This is a genomic window from Romboutsia sp. 1001285H_161024_C4, assembly GCF_015550185.1.
Classification (GTDB): Bacteria; Bacillota; Clostridia; order Peptostreptococcales; family Peptostreptococcaceae; genus Romboutsia_C; species Romboutsia_C hominis.
Genome location: NZ_JADNAJ010000003.1, coordinates 91,326 through 116,057, shown reverse-complemented (window position 1 = coordinate 116,057; position 24,732 = coordinate 91,326). Strand labels below are relative to the sequence as shown.

Sequence of the window (24,732 nt, the reverse complement as noted above, 5' to 3'; positions counted from 1 at the left end):
AATACATGTTAATTCTATCACAGTTATATACTATTTCTAAATATTTTTATATTACATACTTATATGATTAAAATTTTTATATTAAGGGTATATAATAAACTTATGAAATTCAACTTAAAATATTAATCAATTTTACTTTAATTGGTGTAAGTATAAATTAGTAAATAAATATATGAGAGGTGTAAAATGATTACTATAATTTCTCCTACTACAACTATGAATTTTGATAAGAATATAAGATTGAATAAACAATCTATACCTATATTTAAAGATGATATAGATTATTTAATTAAACTTTTAAAATCATTGAAAAAAGAAGAACTATCAAATCTTATGAATCTAAGTGAAGATTTAACTATATTAAACCATAATAGACATAAAAATCTATCTACTAAAAATAATCCAAAGTGCGAAAGTATCTTAGCTTTTGATGGAGAGGTTTTTAATTGCATGAAAATTTATGAATTTACACATGAAGATTTTGATTTTGCTAATGGAAATATAAGAATACTTTCAGGACTTTATGGTATACTTAAGCCATTTGATTTAATAGAACCCTATAGACTTGAGATGAAGTCTAAATTAGTTAATAATCGTGGGGATGATTTATATAAATTTTGGAAAGATAAAATAACTCAAAATATAATGAATGAATTAAGCACACATAAAAACAAAATACTAATAAATCTAGCTTCTTCTGAGTACTTAAAGTGTATAGATTTAAAATCTATAAAGAAAGACTATACATTTATAGATATAAACTTTAAAGAATATAATTCTAGCAAAGACACTTATCAAACTAAAGGTCTTTATGCAAAACGTGCCCGTGGATATATGACATCTTTTATAATAAGAAATAAAATAGATAAAATCTCAGATTTAAAAAAGTTTAATATTGATGGTTATAGTTTTAATGAAAATTTGTCAGATGATAATAAGCTTGTATTTACTAGATAGTATTTTTTAATATTATTATATATCATATTTAAAGTTATATTTTAAAAGTAAAAAAGTGCTTTTAAGTTAGTATTTATACTACTTTTAAGCACTTTCATTATTTATGTGATATATTATTTCTTCCTTTTTGTTTTGAAAGATAAAGCATTTTATCAGCAGATTCTAAAATAGATTCTACTGTTTTTGTATCTTCATCTAACGTGCTTATTCCAAAGCTTGATGTTATTTTTATAACCTTATCTTTCCATTTAAATTCATGTTTTTCTATTTTATCCTTTATAGCTTGTACTCTCTTAGTTACATTTTTTAATGACATATTATTAAATACAATTATAAATTCTTCTCCTCCATATCTTGCTACCCAATCTATATCTTTTCTTATATTATCTTTTAGTATTTTACCTACTTCTTTTAGTACAAAATCTCCACACAAATGCCCATATGTATCATTTATCTGCTTAAAATAATCTAAGTCTAGCATACAAACTGATAATGTCTTATTTTCATTTATACTATCTAATATATTAAAAGGTAGCATTTCATTTACATATCTTATATTAAAGCAACCTGTAAGTTCATCCTTAACAACTATTTCATTTAATCTGTTAACTTCTTTTGTTATATCACTTATACTTTTTTTACTTATCTCTTCTAATATGTTATCCTCCGTTACATCCTTTAACGCTTCTACTATATATTTTGTACAATTTATTTTGATTAAAGTTGCAATTACAAAATATACTTTTTCTTTATTAAACTCTATTTTTGAAAAAGATTTTTCTTCATTATACGCTCTAATTGATATACAATTTTCACATACTTGATTTCTATTCCAAAACTCATAACAAGGTAGCTTTTCTATATCTACCTCATTTTTTATTTGATGTATAACTACTTTTCTTATTGGATCTACTATTCTAATACAATCAAATAAATTATAAAGTATATCTCTTTCATTTATATATTCATATGTATTCATACCTTATTTATCTCTCCTAATTACAAATAAGTGTCTATTATTATATTTTTTCATTAAATTTATATTTGTATATATTTCTTCTTAAGTAAATTTTAGCATTGATTTCTATACCTATCAATATAGCCCAACTACTTAAATAAATCCACGTTATTAAAACTATTATTCCACCAATACTTCCATATATAACTTCATAATTTGCATAATAATTAGAATAATAAGAATATCCTAAAGATACTAATATCCATCCAAGAGTTGATATTATAGCACCTGGTGTTGCTTCTGACATTTTTACTTTTTTATTAGGGCTATATCTATATATACTTATAAGTATTATAACTAAGGTTAATATACCTATAGTGTATCTTAGTATATCCCAAATATACATAAATATCTTATCAAGCCCAATAAGTCCAAATATAAAGTATCCTATCTTTTCTCCATATACTAAAAATACCATTGATGAAAATATTAAAAATAATAAGGTTATAGTTGATAATATACTTATAAAAAACACCTTTATAAATGATCTAGTTTCCTCTACCTTATAAGATTTATTAGCACCTCTTATCATAGCTCTTACTGCTCTTGATGATGTCCACATAGTTAGCAGAAAACTTGTTATTATAAAATTTTTGCTTTTATTTTTCATAGCAGAATAAATTATAGCTGATATCATATTAAAAGCACTTTCTGGCATCATATGCTCAAATAATAATATATATTTATTTATTTGAATAACAGGCATATATGCTATAGTACTTATAGTAAACATTAAAAATGGAAAAAGGGATAATAGTAAATAAAAAGACATTTCAGCAGCTTTTGAATTTATCTCTGTATAGTTTGAATTTCTAAATACATCTATAATCTTATCTATCTTTTTCATATGCCCCTCCTTATTTTTATAGTGTAAATTTTTCTATTTTATGGTAATATTTTATTCTAAACTAATAATACATAAGCCACTTAAAATATTCACTATTTTACCATTTTATCATACTTTTTAATAAAGTTAAATTTAGGAATATTTCATAAAAAAAGAATGTAGCTAATATACATCCTTTTTTATTATTTGTATTTTTATAGTTTTCACAAAACTATTATATTTTTTTAATATTTAAATATGTAAGTTTTTTGTAGATATGTTCTTTTATTTTTTAGTATTTAATTCTACTAGGAACTTATATTAATAATTATATATTCTTTATTATACAATATAGTGAACTAACTGTATCAAGTTTCATATATATTAAATAAAAATAGCCCTCATAAATGAGGGCTATTTTTATTTAAGCGCTTCTATCTTCAGTTGTTACTGTATTTTTTCTATTGTAAATATCTTTATCGATTTTGCCAAGTGAATTACCAACAGCTATTGAAGTTACCGATGCTCCATTTACATTTATCATTGTTCTACCCATATCTAGTATTGGATCTATTGCAAGTATTCCACCAGCTAATGGGAAATACGCTCCAAGTCCTACTCCTGATACCACTACTGATACTGCCATTGTTGCAGTTCCTGGAAGACCAGCAATTCCTAATGAGCTTATAGTTATAACTACAAGTAGCATTACATAGAAACTTATATCTTTATCTATCCCAGCCATATTTGCAACTGTTATACCCATTAGTGCAGGGTATATACCAGCACATCCATTCATACCCATATTAGCACCTAAACTTGCTGTAAAACTTGCTACACCTTCTTCAACACCATGCTTTTTAACAAGTGTATCTATAGTTACAGGAAGTGTTCCTAAACTTGAACGAGATGTAAATGCAAGAAGTAGTGGTTCTGCCGCATTTTTTATATAAGTAATTGGATTTAACCCACAAGCTGCTATTATTATTAAGTGAACAACAAATAGTATTGCTGTTGCTACATACAAAGCTACTACAAATTGTACAACAGATATCATTGAAGATAATCCTCTTGCAGTTATAGTATTTGCTAAAAGTGCAACTACAGCATATGGCATAAATTTTATAACTGTCATTGCAACACTTACTATTATCTTATAGAAAGCTTCTACCAAATCTATAAATGGCTTAACTGTATCCATATATTTTTTCTTTGTTCTGTTTGTCGCAAGCCCTAAGAATGTAGCAAATATTATTATTGCTACTATATTTCCATCTGCCATAGATAGTACTGGATTTGATGGTAATAATCCTCTTAAAGTGTCAACTAATGGAGTTATTTCTCTCATTTCTGGTGCTTCTATGCCAGTTGCTTCAAATCCAACTCCTAGTTTCATAACATTTCCTACTACTATACCTATTATTGCTGCTAAACATGTTGTCCCAAGTAGCATTCCTAAAGATTTAAATGTTAATGCTTGTAAATTGTCCCCTTCTTTCATATTTATTATAACTCTTATTATCGATACAAATACCATTGGAACTACTAACATTTTTAATAAATCCATAAATCCATACCCAAATAATCCATACCACTTACTTACTTCTTGTAACCAATCAACTTGTGATGGATCTTCAGGAAGACCTGCCACTAATTGGATTATAACCCCTAGTATAAGTCCTATTATTGTCGCATAGATTGTTCTTGTTGAGAACTTTACTTTCTTCTTTTCAAAGTGTTTAACTATGAAAAACGTCCCTATTAATAGTGCAATAAAAATAATTGTTTTGATGTTTGATATCATCAAAAACCCTGTTAAGAATGAACTCTCTCCCATTTTGTCCTCCATAATATTATTTAATTTTTATAAATTAACCAGTACGTTAATCATTTTTTAATTAACTTGGCTAATTTTTCATCTGACTTTCCAATATTAAAACTTTATAAAAATACGTTTTCATATTTAAAATCATAGTTAAATTTTTGTAAAGTATTTTCTTATTTTTACTTAATATTGTTAAGTTTTTCTCCTCTTATATAAATTATGATATATTATTAACATTCTATTGTCAATATAACTTTTAATATATTTTAAAGTTTTTTATGCTTTTTACTATATTTTTATAAGAATTAATATAATTTACCCGTATAAAACTTAATTTTAATTAGTTTTCTTACTTTTACAAATTCTTACTTTTGTCTTTTTCATACTTTATTTTTTTAACAACTCTAGAATCAATTATTCAAAATAATTATTTTTTAAATACAAAAATAAAAACTACATAATTATGTAGTTTTTTGTACCAATTTATTGTTAATCCAATCTAATATATCTTTTATAACGTCATCTTTATTGGTTTCATTTAGCATTTCATGCCTTCCACCTTCATATAATTTACAACTTACATCTTGTACTCCTAAATTTATGTATCTATCCCTTAAATTAAAAACACCTATTCCAAACTTTCCTATTGGATCTTTATCTCCAGATAATATATATATAGGTAAATCAAGAGGAATTTTAGCCAAGTTATGTTTATCTTCTATTTCTTTTAATCCTTGTATAAAATCATAGAAAAAACCACAAGTAAATATTAATCCACAAAATGGATTATCTATATATTTTTTAACCTCTTCTTCATCCCTACTTAGCCAGTCAAATTCTGTTTTAGTATTTTTAAACTTTCTATTATTTCTACCGAATATTAAGTTATCTATAAATTTACTTCTATATAATCGTCCATGTTTTTTTATTTCTCTATTTATTATTATCTCTGCTAAATTTAATATAAATCCATGGTCTCCATTTGAACCTGACAATATAACTCCATCTATATTATGTGAATACTTCATAATATAGTTTTGACTAGCAAAAGATCCCATACTGTGCCCAAATAAATATATAGGAAGTCCTTCATTTTCATTTTTTATAATATTTGTTAATATGTTCATATCCTCAACCAAATGATAGAAGCCATTTTCCTTCGCTAAATATCCAACATTTTCAACCGTCTTAGCAGTCTTGCCATGACCTCTATGATCATTTATATAAACTATATAACCATTTTTAGTTAAATGTTTCGCGAAATACTCATACCTACTAGCAGTTTCGTTCATACCATGTGCTATTTGAATTATACCTTTTGGCTTGTCTGTTTCCCCTTCATACTTATATACATGTATATCTAAATTATCATTTCCCTTAAAATAAAAATTTGTACACCTCATATATTCTTTCAATTCCTTCTATTCATTTTAATAATTATTATATCAAACTTTTATAATCTATAATATATTTTTTTATATAAATTTACCCAGTATTAACTTTTTATTTTTAAATAAAAAGTTACCAACCTACAATATGTGCATTGATCACTTTACCTTTTTAATCTTTTTCTTTTTATATTTCTTCTTTTTAGGTTTTCTAATTAGATCGGCTATCATTTCATCATCAACAGTCTCTCCTATAGCATCAGCTAGGGTGTCCGTCTCTTCTAATACTTCTTCCTCCTGCTGCTGGCTTAATTCTGTTTCTCTTCCCGCTCTTATAGCTTCTTGCGTTCTTAGCATAACTAAATCTCCATTTAACATATTTATAAAAGATATTAATAAGCTTAAATCTTCCTCATTTAATTCTTCTACTATTGCATATGCTAATGTCGAAGATAGCAATACAAAGTCTGCATAAGAAAACCTATCTAATCCCAGACTTTGAGTACCTTTATTTGATTTAATTTTGGAACACTTATCAATTGCCTTTTTAATTTGTTTATTTTCTCTATTTATATTATTTTTATTATCCATAATTAAATATACTCCTTGTAAAAGTATACGAGTTATAAATATTCTATTTGAAAAATTTATATACTATATGTTATATTCTTACAGTTTTTTAAAAATTCTACTTTGTCTACTTTTTCAATAAATTACATTAGGTTGAAAAATTTTTTTAAACTAGTATAATTAGAGTTGAATTTAATTTTAGACATCTAAGGAGGAACATTTTTGAGTATTAAACATATGAGAAAACCTATAATAGCATTGTTATTGTCTTTATCATTTATGTCAAATATGACTATATCAAATGCCCAAAGCTATAAAGTATTTATAGATGCAGGCCACGGGGGAAAAGATAATGGTTCAAGCTATGGTGCTAGAATAGAAGATAATCTAAACCTTCAAATAGCGGAAAAAGTAGAAAAGCTATTAAGAGAAGAAGGCATATACGTTGAGACAACTAGGAATAAAGATGAATATGTATCTTTATCTAAAAGAACTAAAAAATCAAACTTATCTAATTCTGATTTATTTATATCAATACACCAAAATACATCAGAAAGTAAAAGTGCAAATGGTATAGAAACTTATTACTACGATAAAACCAATAAAGGTCTTGCTAATATTTTTCAATCTAATCTATTAAATTCTACTAAAGCTAATGATAGAGGTGTTAAAAAAGGTAACTTGCAAGTTTTAAGAGATAACAATAAGCCATCTATTCTTATCGAATGTGGCTTTATATCAAATGATAATGAAGGATTCAAATTGTCTACAAAAGCATATCAAGAAAAAATAGCTAATGGTATAGTTAATAGTGTCAAAGAATTTTTTAACATTAAAGGAAGTTTTTCCAATATAAAGACTGTATTAAATGACAATGTTAAAGTTAGAGCTGAGAGAGGTACTTTATTTGCACCTATTGGATATTTGCAAAAAGGAGATAAAGTTAAGATAGTAGACACTAAGCATGATTGGCACAAGATAAAATTTGGTAATACTTATGGATATGTATCCTCTGTATATGTTAAGTAAATTTTTATATTATTGTTAGATATAAAAGAGATACCTCTATTTGAGGTATCTCTTTTTTCTTATCATTTATAATATATACCCCAGAAAGTTTCTAAAACATCTTCATCTGGTTCTTTTGTATTTTTAGATATTATTATAAAAGTTATTAATGATAATACTAAGGGAAGTACTATAGTATGCATCCCAAATGGTCTATTCCATATTTGGCTAAATAATATATATGAGCCTATACCTACTATAATAGATGATATAGCACCAGATGAATTCGCCCTTTTCCAATAAAGCCCAAGTATTATTGGCCATAAAAATGTAGAAATTATTCCTGCATTAGCGTATAAATTTAGCCAAACTATTAATTCTGGTGGATTAAAAGCTACTAAATATATTATAATACCAAGAAGTGCGGTACATAATATACTTATCTTTCCGCTTAAATTAGAATTAGTCTTTAAATTAGGATTTATATAATTTGAAATTAAATCATTAACTATAGAACCTGATGCTACTAATAACTGTGAATCTACTGTTGACATTATAGATGCTAATGGTCCTGCAAGTAATATTCCTGCTATTACCGATGGAAATAACTTGGTTGTTAATGTTGGTACAACTAAATCTCCAGATTCTATACCAGTAACTAATGTTGAACCAAATGCCCCTACTAAATGCATTCCAAGAAGTAATATCATAGATACTATCGTTCCATATTTTATACCATCATGCAAACTCTTAGTGTCTTTATAACTCATAGCTCTTTGAGATACTGATGGGATACCTACCACTGCAAATCCCACTAATATCCAAAATGATGTTACCCAAGCTATAGTCATATTTCCTGGTGTTACTCCAAATGGAGTTATCATTCCCTCATTAATAGCTGCCATATTTTGAATTATATTATTTATTCCACCACCTGCAATTATAGTACCTATAAATATAGCTATAGTTGCTATAGTCATTATTACACCTTGAATTGTATCAGATAATGTAACTGCTCTAAATCCACCTACTACAGTGTGAACTATAACTGTTATTCCAAATGCAGTTAATGCAATGTTGTAATCAAGACCTACTGAACCTTGTAAAAGTCTAGCCGCTCCTACCCACTGTGCTGCCATTGCCGCTATAAAAAATATAACTATTGATATCGACGTCATTATAACTACTATGTCTGATTTATATCTTGCTCTTAAAAAGTCTGTTATAGTCACTGCATTTATTTTTCTAGATATTATAGCAAACTTTTTTCCAAGGACCGCTAATGTAAAATATCCTGTTGGCATTTGTGCCATCGCTAAAAACACCCATCCTAGTCCTTCTTTGTAAGCAGTTCCAGGTCCACCTATAAAACTTCCTGCACTTAAATATGTAGTAACTAAAGTCATAGCAAGTACAAATCCACCTAAATCTCTTCCTCCTGTCATATATTCGTCCATAAAAGAATTATCTTTATTTGAATTTCTTGCTCTATTTACAAACTTCATAGAGTAAAAACCTACTCCAAATATAGCTATAAAGTATATAACTATAGGAATTAATACTTTGTAATTTACATTTTCCATTACTTAAACTCCTTTTTGTACATCTCTACTTCTTCTTTGCTTAAACCATCAAGTGGCATATCTTTAAAGAACTTATTTATTGTAATAACTGTAAGTATAGAAAAAAGTATTCCTCCTACTATACAGCTCATAAAAAACCATGCAGGAAAACCTAGTATATATGTATACTCTTTAACTGGTCTATTTGAAAGTCCATATCCAAATCCAAACCACCATATAAGATTTAAGAGTCCAAGAATAAGTCCCATTATAGCTTCTTTATTACACTGTTTATATCTTGGATCTTCTACTATTTTTTTATCATCCATAAATTTAATCCTTTCTATATTATTTAAATAATATAACTATTTTAACCACGTCCTATTTTATTATTTTTTGTATTATTTTGTCTAGTAAAAATTTTAAGTAAACAAAATAGCTATCATTTTGATAGCTATTTATTTAGTATTAATATTCCAAAAATTCTTTGGTATTTGTTTTTCATTTATAGGAAGTATTTCATATCCTTCTTCATTTAAATAAGTAAGTACTTCATCTAATGCTTGTACTGTTTGTTTTTTTTCGTGCATAAGTATTACTACTTCTTTTTTATTTTTAACCTGTTCTTTTACAATTTCTATTATTTTATTAGAATCATTTTTCCAATCTTGAGTATCTATATTCCAATCCCAAAGCTTATATCCTGCATCAACTAAATTTTCATATGACTTGACTGGTGTATACGGTTTGCTTCCATAAGGAAGTCTTATTATATTTGATGTCCTTCCAGTTATCTCATAAAAAGTTTCCTTATTTTTATCAAATTCTCTTTTAGCTGAATCGTAATTTTCATAAAGTTTATTTACATCATGCGAAACACTATGAAATCCTGCACTATTTCCACTTTCGACAATCTCTATTACAGCATCCTTATTTACTTTCATATTCATATCTATCATAAAAAATGTCGCATGTGCATTATGCTTTTTAAGGATTTGTAGTATGTCTTTTGTGTACTTGCTTGGACCATCATCTATCGTTATATAAGCGATTTTATTGTTTGTATTAGCAGTTTCATTTACATCATAATATATAGGTAAACAAGTATATTTATCTATATATTCTAAAGCACTTGTGTTATTTGGTATCATAGCAAATGTTAAAAGTCCTACACTTATTGCTAGTTTTAATCTTACATTTTTCATATGAGTTCCTCCTTTATAGTTATTATAAATTTATGCCTTTTAAGGAACATATTTGTATAAATTTTTACGTTTTAAACGTTTTTATAATCTTAGTATTGGTAAAAACCCTTTTTTATATCACTAAAAGATAAAACTTATTCTGTAAATATTTATGTAATAAAAATAAAAATTTACTTTAATTTATAAGTGTATCAATAAAACTCTTCACATTTTTATATTTAACATAAAATCCTTCTAATAAAAAAGTACAAGCAATACGCTTGTACTTTTTTATTAATTAGTTTTATTTTGCATATAATTATAAATTGGTAATCCTATAAGAGTTATTATTATACCTCCTAAAGATATCATTGTTGTTTGTAAACCAGCAAAACATAGTTGGTTTATTACAACGAATAATCCACTTAATATAGCTATAGCTGGTATAAATGGATATAATGGAACTCTGTATGGTCTAAATAAATCTGGTTGATCTTTTCTAAGCTTTATAACACCTATAAATGTTAGTACGTAGAATATCCATATAGCAAATATTGATAAATCTGTTAATAAGTTGAACTGTCCTGATAATGCATATATAGCTGATAATGTTGCCATTGCTATTATTGAGTTAGCTGGAGCTTGAGATTTATTTAATTTAGTTAAAGTCTTGTATCCTGGTAGAGTTTTTTGTTCTGCTAAAGTATACATAACTCTTGGTCCTGTTAATAAGTATCCGTTAAGTGTACCAAATACTGATATTAATATACCTATTGTTATTAATTTACCACCCATTGGTCCAAACATAGCCTCTGCAACTGCTGCTGCTGGTGCTGAATAGTTAGCTAATTCACTTGCTGGAAGTACCCAAAGATATGCTAAGTTTATTACTACATAAACTCCCATAACTACTGCAAGCCCACCAACTATCGCTCTTGGTAAATCCTTACCTGGATTTTTCATTTCTCCAGCTAAAGCACCAACATTTATCCATCCATCATAGGCAAATAATACTGCTATTAATAATTGACCTATAACTCCTGCTGGGCTTATTCCATCTCCTACTAATGGTGTCATTACTGGATTTGTTCCGCTTCCTTTTATAAATCCAAATACCATTATAAGTGCTAAAGGTATTAACTTACATATAGTAGCAATTGTTTGTATAGCTCCACCAGCTTTTGATCCTAATGTATTTAACGCTGCAACAAATAATATAATACCTACTGCTATAGGAAGAGTTAAAGACTCATTTCCTATTAATGAAACTGCTTGTTGTGCAAATATAACTCCTAGTGCTGCTATTGTTGCTGGGAAGAATAATACCGTTTGCATCCACCCTGTTAAAAATCCTAGTTTCTTGCCATATATTTCTTCAATATATACCATCATACCACCAGTTTTTGGTATAGCTGCTGATACTTCAGCTGCCGTTAATCCTGCTGTTATAGTTATGATACCTGCTACTACCCATGCTATCATTCCAAGTCCTGGCTCTCCACCTGTTGTTTGATAAACAGCTTGCGGCTTAAAGAACACACCTGCACCTATAACCATACCAACAACTGTTGATAAAGCTGCAGACATCCCTAAACTTTTTTGAAGTTCTTTACTTTCCATATATGCCTCCTTATTTATTAAGTTTTCTATAATTTCATTATAATATTTTTTGAAATACTTTCAATACATTTTTTTATTTTTTTCGACAACGTTTTTCTAAATTATGTATTTTTAGAAAATTTTTTTAAGATTACTTTAATTTTTATATTTTTATTTATTATATAAATTTTCTGTTATTTTTTATATTTCAGCTATTTAGCCAAATTAACTTTGTATACTTAAATTTAAATATGAATTTTTTTCTTTACAAAGATAATCTATTTAATCTTGTAATTATTTTTTTCAATAAAAAATCTTTTTGAAAAAAACTTAGTTTTTTTGTTTTTTGTGCAAACATTTTCTTGAAGTTAATTTCAATAATTTAGACAAAAAAAATAGAACTTCTAAAGTTCTATTTTTTTACTTTGTGTATTTTAAGTTTTCTATTATTTTTGTGTGTTTTTATTCGTAATTTATTATGCTACCCTTTTTATATCTTTTTCCTTTTGATTCTTCTTCATCATATAATTATATATAGGCAAACCTATAAGAGTTACTACAACTCCTCCTAATGACATCATTGTATTTTTAGGTCCTGCAAATAATAATTGGTTTATTACTACAAATAATCCACCAGCTATTGCTATTAAAGGTATTACCGGATAAAACGGAACTTTATATGGTCTATGTAAGTTTGGCATAGTTTTTCTCATTTTTATAACTCCTACAAACGTTAACACATAAAATGACCAGATAGCAAACATTGATAAGTCACTTAGTAAGTTAAATTGTCCAGATAATGCATAAAGCGCTGATAAAGAAGCCATCACCATAGTTGCATTTGCTGGTACATCATATTTATTTAATTTACCTAAAAATTCAGGTAATGTTTTTTGTTGTCCTAATGTGTATATTATTCTAGGTCCTGTAAGTAGATATCCATTTATACATCCAAATACAGATATTAATATACCCATAGTTATTATTTTACCACCAATAGGTCCAAATATTTCTGTTGCAACAGCAGATGCTGGTGATGCATATTTAGCTAATTCACTTGCTGGAAGTACCCAAAGATACGCTAAGTTTATTACTACATAAACCGCCATAACTAAAGATAATCCACCTATTATTGCCTTTGGTAAATCTTTTCCCGGATCTTTCATTTCCCCCGCTAAAGTACCGACATTTATCCATCCATCATAAGCAAATAATATAGCAACTAATAATTGTCCTATTACACTAGTTGCACTTATTCCCTCTCCTACTAATGGAGTAGTTATTGAATTATTCCCTGATCCACTTATAAATCCAAATACCATTATAAGTACTAAAGGTATTAATTTACACACTGTAGATATTGTTTGTATTGCTCCACTAGTTTTAGAACCTAATGTATTAAGTCCACCAACTAATAATATTACCCCAACTGTCATAGGTATTACTAAATTTTCATTTCCAAGGAGTATCGCTGATTGTTGCCCAAACATAACTGATATTGCAGCTATTGTTGCTGGGAAAAATAATACTGATTGCATCCATCCTGTTAAAAATCCTAATTTTTCACCATATATTTCTTCTATATATACCATCATACCGCCTGTTTTTGGTATAGCAGCTGAAACCTCTGCTGCAGTAAGACCTGCTGTTATTGTCATGATACCTGCTATTACCCAAGCTATCATTCCAAGTCCTGGCTCTCCACCAGTTAATTCATACACTGCTTGAGGCTTAAAAAATACTCCCCCACCTATAACCATACCAACTACTGTTGATAAAGCTGCAGCTGCCCCAAGATTTTTTTGAAGTTGCTTATCTTGCATATTCATATTCCTTTCTTCACCAAGTTTTGTCATAAGTTGTCGCATTTATAATTATAATATAAGTATAATTTTTTTCAATACAAAAATTTTTAATTTTAAAAAGTTTCAATTTCTAACTTTTTAAAATTCAAACTATCATTTTTCCTCAATTTGATTCATTATTTCCTCAAAAAAAATCCACCTAATTTTATAGGTAGATTTTCTAATAATTTTATTTTCCTGTTATATGTTCTATTGTAATTCTTATTACATTAGTGACATTTTTTCATTTAAAATATATTCTATTTCTTCTTTAAAAAAGTCTTTGCTATACTTTTCTATTAATTTTATAAGTGCCCTTCTCCTTCCTTACCGTCTACTTTACATGCTATACCAAATCCTATTACTCTTTCATAATTTGTAGAAAATTTACTTGGCAAAATATTTGTATATCCCACTACACTAAAATATACTTTTCATTGATTTTTATATTTTCTATCTTATGACCACTCTTAGCACTATGTAAATATATAAAATTATTATGATAAATATATCTTAAATGAAGACTATATGGATACCCATTCTCACTTATAATTGCTAGTGTCATATACTCCCCTTTGTCTAGTATTTTTTATTCGATCTACATCTAATTTTCTTTTTGTTTTCTCATTGATTTAAACAGCTTTTCCTCCATGTATATTTACTATTATTTTTATAAATTTTAGCATACCTTAGCCTTAGTAGTAAAAATTTCAATAAAAATAGGATATCTAAAAGATATCCTATTTTTATTGAAATTTTTAATTATTAATTTTTTCAATGTAATTACAGTTTGCATCTATATGATTTAAAAAAATAAGTAATCTTTCATATAGAGGATGTGATTTTTCTCCATACTTTAATTCTAGCTCTTTACCAATTTCTTTTACAGTTTTTTTCCCGTCAATATTAGAAAATACAAAACTGCCATATTCATCTAGTTCAGTCTTTTTATACATTGGAATTTTAAACTTTAATTTTCTAAAAAACTGTTGAATTTTATGATCTTGTTTTTCAAGTATCGTTACAACACCTTCATTTACTTCATAATCTATTTTATCATTTATTTTAAATACAATATTTAAAATATCTTCATTAGTTTTCATTGTTTTTTACCTTAGAGCTTACAATTGGCCATGTAGTAAGTACAACTAATACTAAAAGAAGTATAATAGCCATCATATTTGAAGCTGCAAACCCACTAGGACCAGCACCTTTTATAACACCTGTTACTTGTAATATTATACCGACTAATCCTATTATAGAACCACCAGCAACAAGCCCTGATGATAAACTTATACCATTAGCAACTTTGACCTCTTTTTCTTTATCACTTCTTGAAGTTTTTTCAACAAATACACGTATTAAAGCTCCTACTAATATTATAGAAGTTGTTGCAATTGGTAAGTAAAATCCTATAGCAACTGTCATTATAGGTAGATTTAAGAAGTATAAAACTATAGCCATAACTACACCAACTATTACCATAACCCAAGGTAATTGACCAGACATAATTCCTGATGTTAATGTTGATATTAAGTTAGCTTGAGGTAATGCAAATGGAGGATTATCTCCTGTTACTACTAATTGATTTGCAAGTAGTAATGTAGTTCCTACAACTACTATTACACCTACTATACCAGCTATTGCAAAATATTTTTGCATTTCATTTTTGCTACCACCTATTATATAAGTTACCTTTTGAGATTGGCTATATCCTCCAGCTATAGATATAGAAACAACTATAAATGTACCAAATAATAATAGTGATTTATTATCTGCTAAATCAGTCCATCCCATTATAACAAATACTAATGTCGCTATAACTAAAGATGCTATTGTCATACCAGATACAGGAAGATTTGATGTACCTATAGTCCCTGTTAAACGTCCAGCAACTATAACAAATAATCCTGCTAATAATAAAGATACTACTACACCAATAATTGTCATTACTATACCATTTGATATAAAGAATGCTCCTACAACTGCTGCTACAATTCCGCCTAATAGTATAATACTTTGTAATGCGCTACCATCTTCACCGTCAACAGATGTTGATGATTTTGCTTTCATAGTTTCTTTTACAGATGCTATTATAGTTGGTATTAATTTAACTGCACCTATTATACCTCCACAAAGCATCATACCAGCCCCTATGTATTTTACATAGTTACCAGCTATATCATTTACACCCATTTGGTTTATCGCCATTGTAGGATCATTCCATACCTTAGCACCTTCTCTTGCCATATCAGTAAAGTATCCTATTAGAGGCATAATACCAAAATGAGATAATAAAGAACCTGCAAACATTGTAAGTGCAACTTCAAGTCCTACTATAAATCCTATCCCTAAAAGAAGAGGATTAACTTCTACTTCAAATTTACATTTATAAAACTTATTTCCAATAAAGCTTATAACATTATTGGCTACGTTTAAAAATGAACCTGTTAATACAGTTATAAGTCCACTTATACCAAATCCCATACCCATATACTTCATTGAATCTCCACCAGCATCTGAAGCAACTAATGTTTCAGATATAGCCATTGATTCTGGGTACATAAGCTTACCATGTTCTTCAATTATTAAATAATTGTACACAAGTGATGCAATTCCAATACCAAATAAAACTCCACCTACTCCAACTATAAATCCTTCTAAAAATGTAACTTGACTACCTATTAATAAAATAGCAGGTAATACGAAAATCATACCACTTGCAACTGATTCACCACCACTTGCCATACCTTGTACAATATTTTTACCAAGAATACCTTTTCCTTTTGCAAATGCTGCTATAAACGCTGAACCTATAATAGAACCTGGAATACCTGCGGCAACTGTAAGACCAGCTTTCATTCCTGAATATGCTGTTGATGCTGCAAATATTACGGCTAAAATAATACCTATTATCAGTACTGCCATATTTGCACCAGTCTTCGATTTGTCTGTTATGTAAGGAACATAGTCTTTACCTGATACTCCTCCATAAGCACCTTTAGATAATTTTTTATTATCCATTGAGATTCACCTTCCCTTTATTTAATTTTCTTTATTATATCATACTATTTCGAATTCTAACTTTTTTACACAATTTTAATTTAATTATGAACATTTATAATTTTTACTATATTTTACCTATTAAGTATTTTGTATAACAGCTCTCTTAAGTTAGATATTATTATATGGTTATTTTGCACTATTTTTCAATATATATTAGTCTATATTATTAATTTAAATATAAACTATATTATTTACCATATATCAACTTTATTTTAACAATTTACATATACGCAATGATTAGATTAAAAGCATATAGATATGAACTTTGTTTTTTCCCATCATAGTCTTTGATATTATGAGAATATATAAAGAGCTTGGTAGGTAAGTTATAACGATTAGTTCTAATTTTCATAAAGAGAGGATTTTTGTAGATTTTTTGGTATAGTGCATAAATATCTATGCACTATATTTTTCTATTTATAAAAATTTATTAAATTTTATTTTTGTCTAATAGAAAGCCAGTTATTGAATAAGATATAAATAAGGAATTGATAAATGTTACAACCAATCTACCAATACCTATAAAAGCACCTGTTTTAACAAAAATAAATATGGAAACAATCATAGTAATTATGAATACTAATACAAGACTTAAGTATATCTTAAATTTGTTTATCTTAAGATAAAAAATATTTTTACCTTTAATAGTATAAAGATATATAAATATAACTAAAAAGCCTATCATTGTACTACCATGTTGGATTATTTTATAAATTGGAATAGACATATTAAATATATTAATGCTATCTCTTAAAAAAGCTATATTGTTAACAAAAAATCCACTAATATGAGTAAAACTATCCCAAAGTACATGAGTTATCATACCTATTAAACATGATATTACAAACTTTAATATTTCTTTTTTATTAGATAATGTGTTTTTTAATTTAGTAAGGTGTATATATTTATTTGATATAAAATTAGGCATACTTAATATAAGTGCTTTTTGTATATATTTGTAAAATACATAATTTATTAAAAAGCACATTGGAAGATTAAAAAAGAAAAATCCTAAAAATTCATGACCTATATTGCTACTTGGACTAAATAGTACAAAGTATATAAAATCAGGTGCCATAGATCCTAGTATTAATCCACTAAAATTAAAGTACTTATTTTTAAATGGAATTACTATAGCAGGATGAGAAAATGTAAATGGCATATTATAAATTCCTTTCTAATATTAATTAAAAAAATATTATATCATAAATTAATATTAGAAATACATATAGTTATTTTTTTATATATTTTATTATATCTATAAAAATTCTAGGTAATAAAAGATATATTATTTTAATATGTTTCTATAATTCACTTAATAATACAAAAAAATCTAACCTATAAAATCAAGTTAGACTTTTTGTTAATTATTTTTACTCTACATTAATTTATTTATTAAATCTCTATGTGGAGATGCTATAGAAGATGTACTTGTTATCTCCCCACTTTCTTGTAATTCATTTGTACAAGATTTTATAGCAGAATTTATAGATGCTATATCTCCACACATTACTATAAATCCCTTTCCACCAAGGCCTCTTGCAAGTCTTATTTCTATTAATTCAATATTAGATGATTTAAGAGCTATATCTCCAGCTTTTATAGCTGTTAGTGCTGATATTGTTTCTATACATCCAATAGATTTAATATTTACTGGTTCTATAGTACCTGTTAAGGCTGGTATTACATCTTCATGTATATTATTTATCACATGACTTTCAATTAAAAATATTCCTGCTTTATCTTTACCTGCTTTTATAGCATTTTCTACTGAACCTACGTTCCCACTCACTATTATCACATATTTTCCCGGACAAATTGGATTAGCTAATATTAATTCTACATTTGCTGTTTTTAGCATTGTATCTGCAACTTCTATCCCTATGGGAATACTTTTTAATTCCACAAGTCCAATTGATTTTTTCATATTGTGTCCCCCTAATTCTTATCATGTTTGCTAATATGTTTTATCTAAATTATATTTATCTATAATTCAAATATGTAAAATTTTAAAAATTATTGTTTAGTTTTAATTAAAATATGAAGTTTATTATAAATGTACATATAAATATTGAGAATGCCGGTGGATCTATATGAGAGTCACAATTACTATTAAGTGTATTAGCTCCGAAATCTCCAATTAAACAACTTATAATTCCAAACAATACTCCAAATATGGGATTTCCTGAAACAACAGCTGCAAGTGCTGATATTAATGTTATATGATGTGTTGCTGGTGTAGCCGAGCCTGTTTGTGTAAATATTAAAGAAAGTGCACTTATTCCAAAACATAGTGTTGGGAATAATGATATTACCTCTGGAGCTACTTCAAAGGTATTGGAAAGTGATGCTGCCACATAAGAAACTACTATTCCTAATGATGCACCTAATACTATATTATATCCAAGCATTTTTCCGGTAGATAAGTATTTTCTTTTTTTATTTTTATCATATTTACCAAATAGTCCACTATTTCCAAGAGTTAGCCTTGCTATTACACCCAGTGTAAAAACTGTCATACCTGGAGTATCTGTTGGAAGTACTAGAACTGATGCATATAAATAATTTATTAAAAAACCTAATATCCCAAATATCCCACCAACTAACAAAACTTTATAGTCTCCTGTTAGGTTTAAGGATAAACCTATTGATGTTCCACTTTCTACTTCATCACTACCTAAGATTTTTTCTCCAGTTGATGTTACTTTAGATGTACTTGTGCTTCTTTTGTTTGCTGCATATGCTGCTGCTGCAACCCCACCTGCAAATGCTATATGAGGTCCCAAAAAAGAACCAAAAGCTACATTTCCAACAACTAAATCTGATCCACCTGCCATCCCTATAGCTGCACCTGCTATCGCTATCACACCTGTAAGTATAAATGCTGGTAATGCTCCTATTAAAGCTCCAAATGCTCCTCCTCCAAAAGCTGCTACCATTGCAAATATATCCATGTTACTCCTCCTAATAAAAATTTAGCTTTCTATTAATACATACTTATCATTTACTTCTTTTACTAATCCTTCTATACTTGAATGAATTGATGTTCCTAATTTATCTTCTTTTGTAAATGCAATTAGCTGTCCTTTAAGAACTTTATCTCCTTTTTTTACAATAGGTGTTGCACTTATTCCTATATGCTGATTTAAAAGTATTTTTACCTTTGTAAAATTCTTATAAATATTTGTTATTTCTGCGTTTTTATCATACTTCGAAAGATCTAACTTAGATATTAATTTACTTACTGGATATCTTTTATATTCTCTAAATGGATGTACATCTATTGGTGTATTGTTATTATCGTTTTTTATATTTTTTGCTGACATTTGTTTTTTTAGATTTGAATGTAATTTCCAAGGTTGTAAATTCATAATACAAGCATATTCACATAACCTACATTCACAGCATAAAAATGCTGTTGTTAAACTAGATTTGGTATCGCAAATACTTGAATAACTTGCTATTCTTATTAGTTTATGTGGATTTATATTATGACCCAATAAATTTCTAGGGCATATTTCACTACATAAACTACAATGCATACAAGAAGTTTTAGCTTCTTTTAATGTTTGAGATATATTTTTATTTATAGATTTAACTAGACTATGTTCTTTAGGTAATACTATAAGACCTTTAGTTGTTTTTGTAATTACATCATCTAATGAAACTATTTTACCCATCATAGGTCCACCATTTATAACAACAAATTCATCTAAATTACTCCCTCCTGCTAAATCTATAACTTCTTTTATGGATATACCTATAGGAACATTAACTGTTATTTTTTCTTTAACATCTCCAGTTACAGTTACATATTTATTAGTAACTTTTAAATAATTGTAATAAGCTTCATATATATTTAATAAAGTCTCTACGTTTAATACTACAGCTCCTACACTAAGTGGAATTGAACCTTCTGGTATTATTTTTTTAATAGTTTCATACACTAATACCTGTTCATCTCCTGCTGGATAAAAATTAGGCATTTTATGCATTTTTATATTTTCATACTCATTAATTATAGTTTCTATATTTTCTATGGCTTTTTTATACTTAGATTTTAATCCAATTATTGCAACTTTAGCGCCAATATATTTTTTAACTAAATCTATAGCGTCTAAAAGTTTTCTAGATTCTTTAGCCATCAGTTGTTGATCTACTCTTAAAAGAGGTTCGCATTCAGCTCCATTTATAATTAAATAATCTGCCTTTGTATTTAATTTTACATGAGTTGGAAATCCAGCTCCACCAGCACCTACTATACCAGCTTCTTTAATAATGCTTATTAAATCTTTTTCCATAATCTCACCTCTTATCTGATATCAAAGCCATCTACAAGTACACATCTTCTTTTTCTAGCAAAGGTTTTAGCGCTTGTTAAACCTTCTCCTGTTGGACCAGCTATTGTAAATGTTGTATATCCTTCTCCATCTACGCCTATGCCAGAATATGATGGTCCATTTTTAACAAATATAGTGGTTTGAATTAATTTAGCCATCTTACTTAATTTATCAATATTTTTAGAATGCATTATAGCTGTATGTCTATTTCCATGTTCAACTTCTATAGATAGTTCTATAGCTTCGTCAACATCTTTAACTCTAACTATTGGAAGTATTGGCATCATTAATTCTTCTATAACAAATGGGTGATTTTTATCTGTTTCCATTATTATTACTTTTATATCATCCTCAACTTGTATTCCTATCTTATCTAATAAATATCTTGCACTTTTTCCAACACATTCAGTATTTAATTTTAAATCCTTAGATAAAACTAAGTTTTGTAAGTTATTTAAAGTTTCCTTATCTTTTATTTCATATGCCCCATTTTTTTTCATATTGAATATTAAATAGTCAGTAATTTCATCTACTGCTATAACTTCTTTTTCTGCTATGCATGGAAGATTGTTATCAAAGCTACATCCATCAACTATATCTTTTGCTGCTTTTTCTATATCTGCAGTTTCATCAACTACTGCTGGAGGATTTCCAGCCCCTGCTCCTATCGCTTTTTTTCCAGTAGATAATACTGATTTCACAACGCCCGGCCCTCCAGTTGCTACTAGCAATTTAACTTTTTCATGTTTCATCATTATATTTGCATTTTCTATTGTAGGATTTTTTACCGTTACCACTAAATTATCTGGGGCTTTAGCTTCTTTTAATGCTTTATTTATAAGTTTTATGGTGAATAAAGATACTTCTTTAGCTCTTGGGTGAGGACTAAAAACAATTGAATTTCCTGCTGCTAACATTCCTATAGTATTACAAAGAATGGTTTCTGTTGGGTTTGTTGTAGGTGTTATAGACCCTATTACTCCATATGGAGAAAGTTCTACTAAAGTAAGACCTTTATCACCTGTATAAGCATCTGTTTTTAAATCTTCTACACCTGGTGTTTTCTCTAGTACTAATCTATTTTTCAAAAGTTTATGGCTGTAATTTCCCATACCAGTTTCTTCAACTGTCATTTTGCATATTTTTTTTAAATTTTCTTCTTTATAAAATTCATTTTTTATAGCTTTTATGTATTTATCTCTATCACTTAGGCTATGCTTTAAGTACTTTCTCTGAGCTATGAATGATGCTTCTATAGCATCGTTCATACTTTCAAATATTCCATATTCACACTCTTTTAAAGAATTTTCATTATTTAATTCACTTATAACCTTTTTTACTATTTCCTCAACATTTAACGCACTCATTATTATCCCCCCATTACATTTTGCTTAATTGCTTTTCATTTTCATCATTTGTATTGAGTATAAAGCTATCTCCATATCTTCTTCTACACTGCCGCCACTTACCCCTATAGCTCCAACTATTTTTTTATTGTTATATATTGGATATCCTCCACCAAAGACAACTATTTTATTGTCATTAGTATTTTGAATACCATAAAGTGCTTCTCCACTTTTACAAAGCTTACCTAGTTTATCAGTTGATATTTTTAAGGCATTTGCAGTATATGCTTTATTCATGCTTATATTTATACTACCAAGTAATGAATCTTCCATTCTATGAAGTAATATAAGATTACCTCCACTATCTACTGCAGAAAAAACTATAGGAACATTTAATTCTTTTGCTTTTCTTTGAGCATAATTAGCCATTTTTATTATATTTTCTAGTTTAAACTCTATACTCTCTTCATTTCCTTTTTCTATATTATTAAATTTTTCTAACTTATCTATAACCTTGCTTTTTATATCATCTATCTTACAATAAGTTTCTTCTAATCTTGCTAAAGCATATAATGTATCCGATAATCTATTTACGTATTTTAGTAATTCATCTCTAATATTACCATTTTCTTTTAATGTAACTATATTTCTTTCTGCTCTTCTTATTATAGTTCTTGCAACATGAATAGATGCTGAAGACTCATTTTTCCCAGGTATTATAAAACTTTTTTGTCTTCCATTTAGCTTACTGCACTCATCTACTATATGTTCTAATTCTTTTATGTCTTCTTCATTTACTGTATATGACAACATAGATAATCCTTTTTCATCACTAGCAAGTTCAGCACCTACTATAAATAATTTTCTTTGTATTTTATTTAGATAACTTTTTATATCTTCATTTTTACTTTGAGAATACGCAACTCCAAGCATTGATATAGCCTCATCTATTGTTCCATAGCATTCTACTTTATAATCATTTTTTGATACTCTTTTACCACCAAACAGACTAGTACTTCCTTTATCACCTGTTTTTGTATATAAATTAGCCATATTATATCACCTAATTATTAACTTCTATACTATCTACTATTCCAACTATTGCACAGTCTATAGGAGAATCAGATGAAAATATCTTTCTTGCAGAGCTCCCTGTTGCAACAATTACAGTCTCTCCAACTCCAGCGCCTACTGAATCTACTACAACATGTGTGTTTCCAACCACTTCTAATTTTTCATTTAATTGCTTTACAAGTAGAAGCTTTGTTCCTATTAATCCTTCATTTTTAGTAGTTGATACTACTGTTCCTACTACACTTCCTAGATACATATTTTTCACCTAGCTTTATATTTTTAATATATTTATATTGTATTTTAATGCCTCATCTTTAGCCGAAGGCGTGATTATAGAATCTTGATTTATTTTTATTACTTTATAGTGTTTTAAGTTATATACATCTATTTTACTTATTATTTTCTTATTTAAGAGTATTTCTTTAATCTCTATATTTTGTTTACTACATATATAATCAATTTCATCATTATTTTTTTTATTAGTGTTTAAACTAAAATTATCTTTATATATTTTTATAACTTTTTTTTCTAAATTTACTGATGTAGTTAATATAATATTGTAATCTTTTAATTTTTTTATATTATTTCTAAGTAAATCTTTATATGAATTGCTCATATTATCTTTAAATATAGATATTCTTTCTTCGTTGTCTGGGCAGCATCCATTAATACTTGCTATTACTTTTTTACCATTAATTAAGGAATAACTTATTATATTAGTAGCTATATTATCATTTATTCCATTTGCAATTTTGCTACAGGTATTAACTGTTAATGTAGGTATCATTATAATAGTATTTTCTTTTACTAGACTTATTATATTTTCATTGTCATCTTCTTTTATAACTTTTTCCACTTTAAAAAATTCTTTTATTAAATTTTCATTAAATACATTTAAAGCTCCATTTGATAATACTATTGTTAATTTAAATCCTCTATCTTGAAGCATTTTAATGCATTTAAATGCATCTTTAAATCCAATACTAGCACCAGTAAATACTACTAACAATTTTTTATTGTAGCTTTCTAGCTTTTCAAATACTTTTTCTACTATATAATCTATAACTACACTTTCTACATTTTCACTAATTATGTTTTCAAGTTTTTTTAAATCCAATTTATCAC

Annotated in this window: 22 protein-coding genes; 2 read left to right on the top strand and 20 right to left on the bottom strand. The window is 27.4% G+C overall.

Translation table 11 applies throughout. The features are described 5' to 3' along the window. Window positions 1–186: 186 nt before the first annotated feature. A complete protein-coding gene (locus I1959_RS07140) occupies window positions 187–957 on the top strand; it encodes a YaaA family protein (protein ID WP_195237699.1) in 771 nt (256 codons plus the stop codon). A 97-nt stretch (window positions 958–1,054) separates the two neighbouring features. On the opposite strand, the gene I1959_RS07135 is transcribed toward I1959_RS07140, so the two are convergent. The 5 genes from I1959_RS07135 to I1959_RS07115 form a co-directional block, all read right to left on the bottom strand. Next, window positions 1,055–1,936, bottom strand: a complete 882-nt coding sequence (locus I1959_RS07135) for a GGDEF domain-containing protein (protein ID WP_092925944.1) — start codon at window positions 1,934–1,936, stop codon at window positions 1,055–1,057. A gap of 40 nt (window positions 1,937–1,976) precedes the next feature. Next, complete coding sequence (locus tag I1959_RS07130) at window positions 1,977–2,822, bottom strand: YihY/virulence factor BrkB family protein (protein ID WP_092925946.1); 846 nt, start codon at window positions 2,820–2,822, stop codon at window positions 1,977–1,979. Window positions 2,823–3,225: 403 nt separating this feature from the next. After that, on the bottom strand, window positions 3,226–4,638 hold the full coding sequence (locus I1959_RS07125; RefSeq protein WP_243240015.1) for a cation:dicarboxylate symporter family transporter: 1,413 nt from the start codon (window positions 4,636–4,638) through the stop codon (window positions 3,226–3,228). 449 nt (window positions 4,639–5,087) lie between these two features. Next, window positions 5,088–6,029, bottom strand: a complete 942-nt coding sequence (locus tag I1959_RS07120; RefSeq protein ID WP_166505369.1) for an alpha/beta hydrolase — start codon at window positions 6,027–6,029, stop codon at window positions 5,088–5,090. Between the two features lie 144 nt (window positions 6,030–6,173). Beyond that, window positions 6,174–6,605, bottom strand: coding sequence for a hypothetical protein (locus tag I1959_RS07115; RefSeq protein WP_166505368.1), 432 nt, complete (start codon window positions 6,603–6,605; stop codon window positions 6,174–6,176). Window positions 6,606–6,806: 201 nt separating this feature from the next. Here I1959_RS07115 and I1959_RS07110 point away from each other — a divergent pair, with 201 nt between their 5' ends. Then, window positions 6,807–7,613, top strand: coding sequence for an N-acetylmuramoyl-L-alanine amidase (locus I1959_RS07110; protein WP_166505367.1), 807 nt, complete (start codon window positions 6,807–6,809; stop codon window positions 7,611–7,613). A 62-nt stretch (window positions 7,614–7,675) separates the two neighbouring features. Here the strand turns inward: I1959_RS07110 and panF are convergent, their stop codons facing one another. From panF to I1959_RS07030, 15 genes are all read right to left on the bottom strand, one after another. Further along, on the bottom strand, window positions 7,676–9,175 hold the full coding sequence (gene panF, locus I1959_RS07105) for a sodium/pantothenate symporter (protein ID WP_166505366.1): 1,500 nt from the start codon (window positions 9,173–9,175) through the stop codon (window positions 7,676–7,678). Beyond that, on the bottom strand, window positions 9,175–9,483 hold the full coding sequence (locus tag I1959_RS07100; protein ID WP_092925957.1) for a YhdT family protein: 309 nt from the start codon (window positions 9,481–9,483) through the stop codon (window positions 9,175–9,177). The genes panF and I1959_RS07100 overlap by 1 nt, the downstream gene beginning before the upstream one ends. A gap of 129 nt (window positions 9,484–9,612) precedes the next feature. After that, window positions 9,613–10,359, bottom strand: coding sequence for a polysaccharide deacetylase family protein (locus I1959_RS07095; protein ID WP_092925959.1), 747 nt, complete (start codon window positions 10,357–10,359; stop codon window positions 9,613–9,615). A 273-nt stretch (window positions 10,360–10,632) separates the two neighbouring features. Further along, the gene (locus I1959_RS07090) at window positions 10,633–11,958 is read right to left on the bottom strand and encodes an APC family permease (protein ID WP_092925961.1); all 1,326 of its coding nucleotides are present in this window, start codon (window positions 11,956–11,958) and stop codon (window positions 10,633–10,635) included. Between the two features lie 455 nt (window positions 11,959–12,413). Then, on the bottom strand, window positions 12,414–13,760 hold the full coding sequence (locus tag I1959_RS07085) for an APC family permease (protein ID WP_166506248.1): 1,347 nt from the start codon (window positions 13,758–13,760) through the stop codon (window positions 12,414–12,416). A gap of 779 nt (window positions 13,761–14,539) precedes the next feature. Further along, complete coding sequence (locus tag I1959_RS07075) at window positions 14,540–14,884, bottom strand: PqqD family protein (protein WP_092925963.1); 345 nt, start codon at window positions 14,882–14,884, stop codon at window positions 14,540–14,542. Beyond that, window positions 14,874–16,805, bottom strand: coding sequence for an OPT family oligopeptide transporter (locus I1959_RS07070; RefSeq protein ID WP_092925965.1), 1,932 nt, complete (start codon window positions 16,803–16,805; stop codon window positions 14,874–14,876). Before I1959_RS07070 ends, I1959_RS07075 begins: the two co-directional genes overlap by 11 nt. Before the next feature lie 472 nt (window positions 16,806–17,277). Continuing rightward, complete coding sequence (locus tag I1959_RS07065; RefSeq protein ID WP_092925967.1) at window positions 17,278–18,009, bottom strand: DUF4184 family protein; 732 nt, start codon at window positions 18,007–18,009, stop codon at window positions 17,278–17,280. Between the two features lie 216 nt (window positions 18,010–18,225). After that, entirely contained in the window at window positions 18,226–18,774 is a 549-nt protein-coding gene (locus I1959_RS07060) for a BMC domain-containing protein (RefSeq protein WP_092925969.1), read from the bottom strand. A gap of 106 nt (window positions 18,775–18,880) precedes the next feature. Beyond that, window positions 18,881–19,801 (bottom strand): hypothetical protein, encoded by a 921-nt coding sequence (locus I1959_RS07055; RefSeq protein ID WP_092925971.1) that lies wholly within the window; start codon window positions 19,799–19,801, stop codon window positions 18,881–18,883. A gap of 21 nt (window positions 19,802–19,822) precedes the next feature. Continuing rightward, window positions 19,823–21,148, bottom strand: coding sequence for a 4Fe-4S dicluster domain-containing protein (locus I1959_RS07050; RefSeq protein ID WP_195237698.1), 1,326 nt, complete (start codon window positions 21,146–21,148; stop codon window positions 19,823–19,825). A gap of 11 nt (window positions 21,149–21,159) precedes the next feature. Continuing rightward, window positions 21,160–22,554: an aldehyde dehydrogenase family protein gene (locus tag I1959_RS07045; RefSeq protein ID WP_195237694.1), complete on the bottom strand. Its 1,395-nt coding sequence runs from the start codon at window positions 22,552–22,554 to the stop codon at window positions 21,160–21,162. A gap of 24 nt (window positions 22,555–22,578) precedes the next feature. Then, a complete protein-coding gene (locus I1959_RS07040; protein WP_195237692.1) occupies window positions 22,579–23,586 on the bottom strand; it encodes a cob(I)yrinic acid a,c-diamide adenosyltransferase in 1,008 nt (335 codons plus the stop codon). A gap of 10 nt (window positions 23,587–23,596) precedes the next feature. Further along, window positions 23,597–23,863, bottom strand: a complete 267-nt coding sequence (locus tag I1959_RS07035) for a EutN/CcmL family microcompartment protein (protein WP_092925979.1) — start codon at window positions 23,861–23,863, stop codon at window positions 23,597–23,599. 15 nt (window positions 23,864–23,878) lie between these two features. Then, complete coding sequence (locus tag I1959_RS07030; RefSeq protein ID WP_166505359.1) at window positions 23,879–24,724, bottom strand: flavoprotein; 846 nt, start codon at window positions 24,722–24,724, stop codon at window positions 23,879–23,881. Window positions 24,725–24,732: the final 8 nt, after the last annotated feature.

What these genes read in the sequence shown, in the direction of transcription:
- I1959_RS07085 (WP_166506248.1), bottom strand. Translation starts at nt 13,760, where the DNA reads ATGCAAGATAAGCAACTTCAAAAAAATCTTGGGGCAGCTGCAGCTTTA.
- I1959_RS07115 (WP_166505368.1), bottom strand. Translation starts at nt 6,605, where the DNA reads ATGGATAATAAAAATAATATAAATAGAGAAAATAAACAAATTAAAAAG.
- panF (WP_166505366.1), bottom strand. Translation starts at nt 9,175, where the DNA reads ATGGAAAATGTAAATTACAAAGTATTAATTCCTATAGTTATATACTTT.
- I1959_RS07140 (WP_195237699.1), top strand. Translation starts at nt 187, where the DNA reads ATGATTACTATAATTTCTCCTACTACAACTATGAATTTTGATAAGAAT.
- I1959_RS07040 (WP_195237692.1), bottom strand. Translation starts at nt 23,586, where the DNA reads ATGGCTAATTTATATACAAAAACAGGTGATAAAGGAAGTACTAGTCTG.
- I1959_RS07130 (WP_092925946.1), bottom strand. Translation starts at nt 2,822, where the DNA reads ATGAAAAAGATAGATAAGATTATAGATGTATTTAGAAATTCAAACTAT.
- I1959_RS07045 (WP_195237694.1), bottom strand. Translation starts at nt 22,554, where the DNA reads ATGAGTGCGTTAAATGTTGAGGAAATAGTAAAAAAGGTTATAAGTGAA.
- I1959_RS07120 (WP_166505369.1), bottom strand. Translation starts at nt 6,029, where the DNA reads ATGAGGTGTACAAATTTTTATTTTAAGGGAAATGATAATTTAGATATA.
- I1959_RS07135 (WP_092925944.1), bottom strand. Translation starts at nt 1,936, where the DNA reads ATGAATACATATGAATATATAAATGAAAGAGATATACTTTATAATTTA.
- I1959_RS07060 (WP_092925969.1), bottom strand. Translation starts at nt 18,774, where the DNA reads ATGAAAAAATCAATTGGACTTGTGGAATTAAAAAGTATTCCCATAGGG.
- I1959_RS07065 (WP_092925967.1), bottom strand. Translation starts at nt 18,009, where the DNA reads ATGCCATTTACATTTTCTCATCCTGCTATAGTAATTCCATTTAAAAAT.
- I1959_RS07050 (WP_195237698.1), bottom strand. Translation starts at nt 21,148, where the DNA reads ATGGAAAAAGATTTAATAAGCATTATTAAAGAAGCTGGTATAGTAGGT.
- I1959_RS07125 (WP_243240015.1), bottom strand. Translation starts at nt 4,638, where the DNA reads ATGGGAGAGAGTTCATTCTTAACAGGGTTTTTGATGATATCAAACATC.
- I1959_RS07100 (WP_092925957.1), bottom strand. Translation starts at nt 9,483, where the DNA reads ATGGATGATAAAAAAATAGTAGAAGATCCAAGATATAAACAGTGTAAT.
- I1959_RS07090 (WP_092925961.1), bottom strand. Translation starts at nt 11,958, where the DNA reads ATGGAAAGTAAAGAACTTCAAAAAAGTTTAGGGATGTCTGCAGCTTTA.
- I1959_RS07070 (WP_092925965.1), bottom strand. Translation starts at nt 16,805, where the DNA reads ATGGATAATAAAAAATTATCTAAAGGTGCTTATGGAGGAGTATCAGGT.
- I1959_RS07075 (WP_092925963.1), bottom strand. Translation starts at nt 14,884, where the DNA reads ATGAAAACTAATGAAGATATTTTAAATATTGTATTTAAAATAAATGAT.
- I1959_RS07055 (WP_092925971.1), bottom strand. Translation starts at nt 19,801, where the DNA reads ATGGATATATTTGCAATGGTAGCAGCTTTTGGAGGAGGAGCATTTGGA.
- I1959_RS07035 (WP_092925979.1), bottom strand. Translation starts at nt 23,863, where the DNA reads ATGTATCTAGGAAGTGTAGTAGGAACAGTAGTATCAACTACTAAAAAT.
- I1959_RS07095 (WP_092925959.1), bottom strand. Translation starts at nt 10,359, where the DNA reads ATGAAAAATGTAAGATTAAAACTAGCAATAAGTGTAGGACTTTTAACA.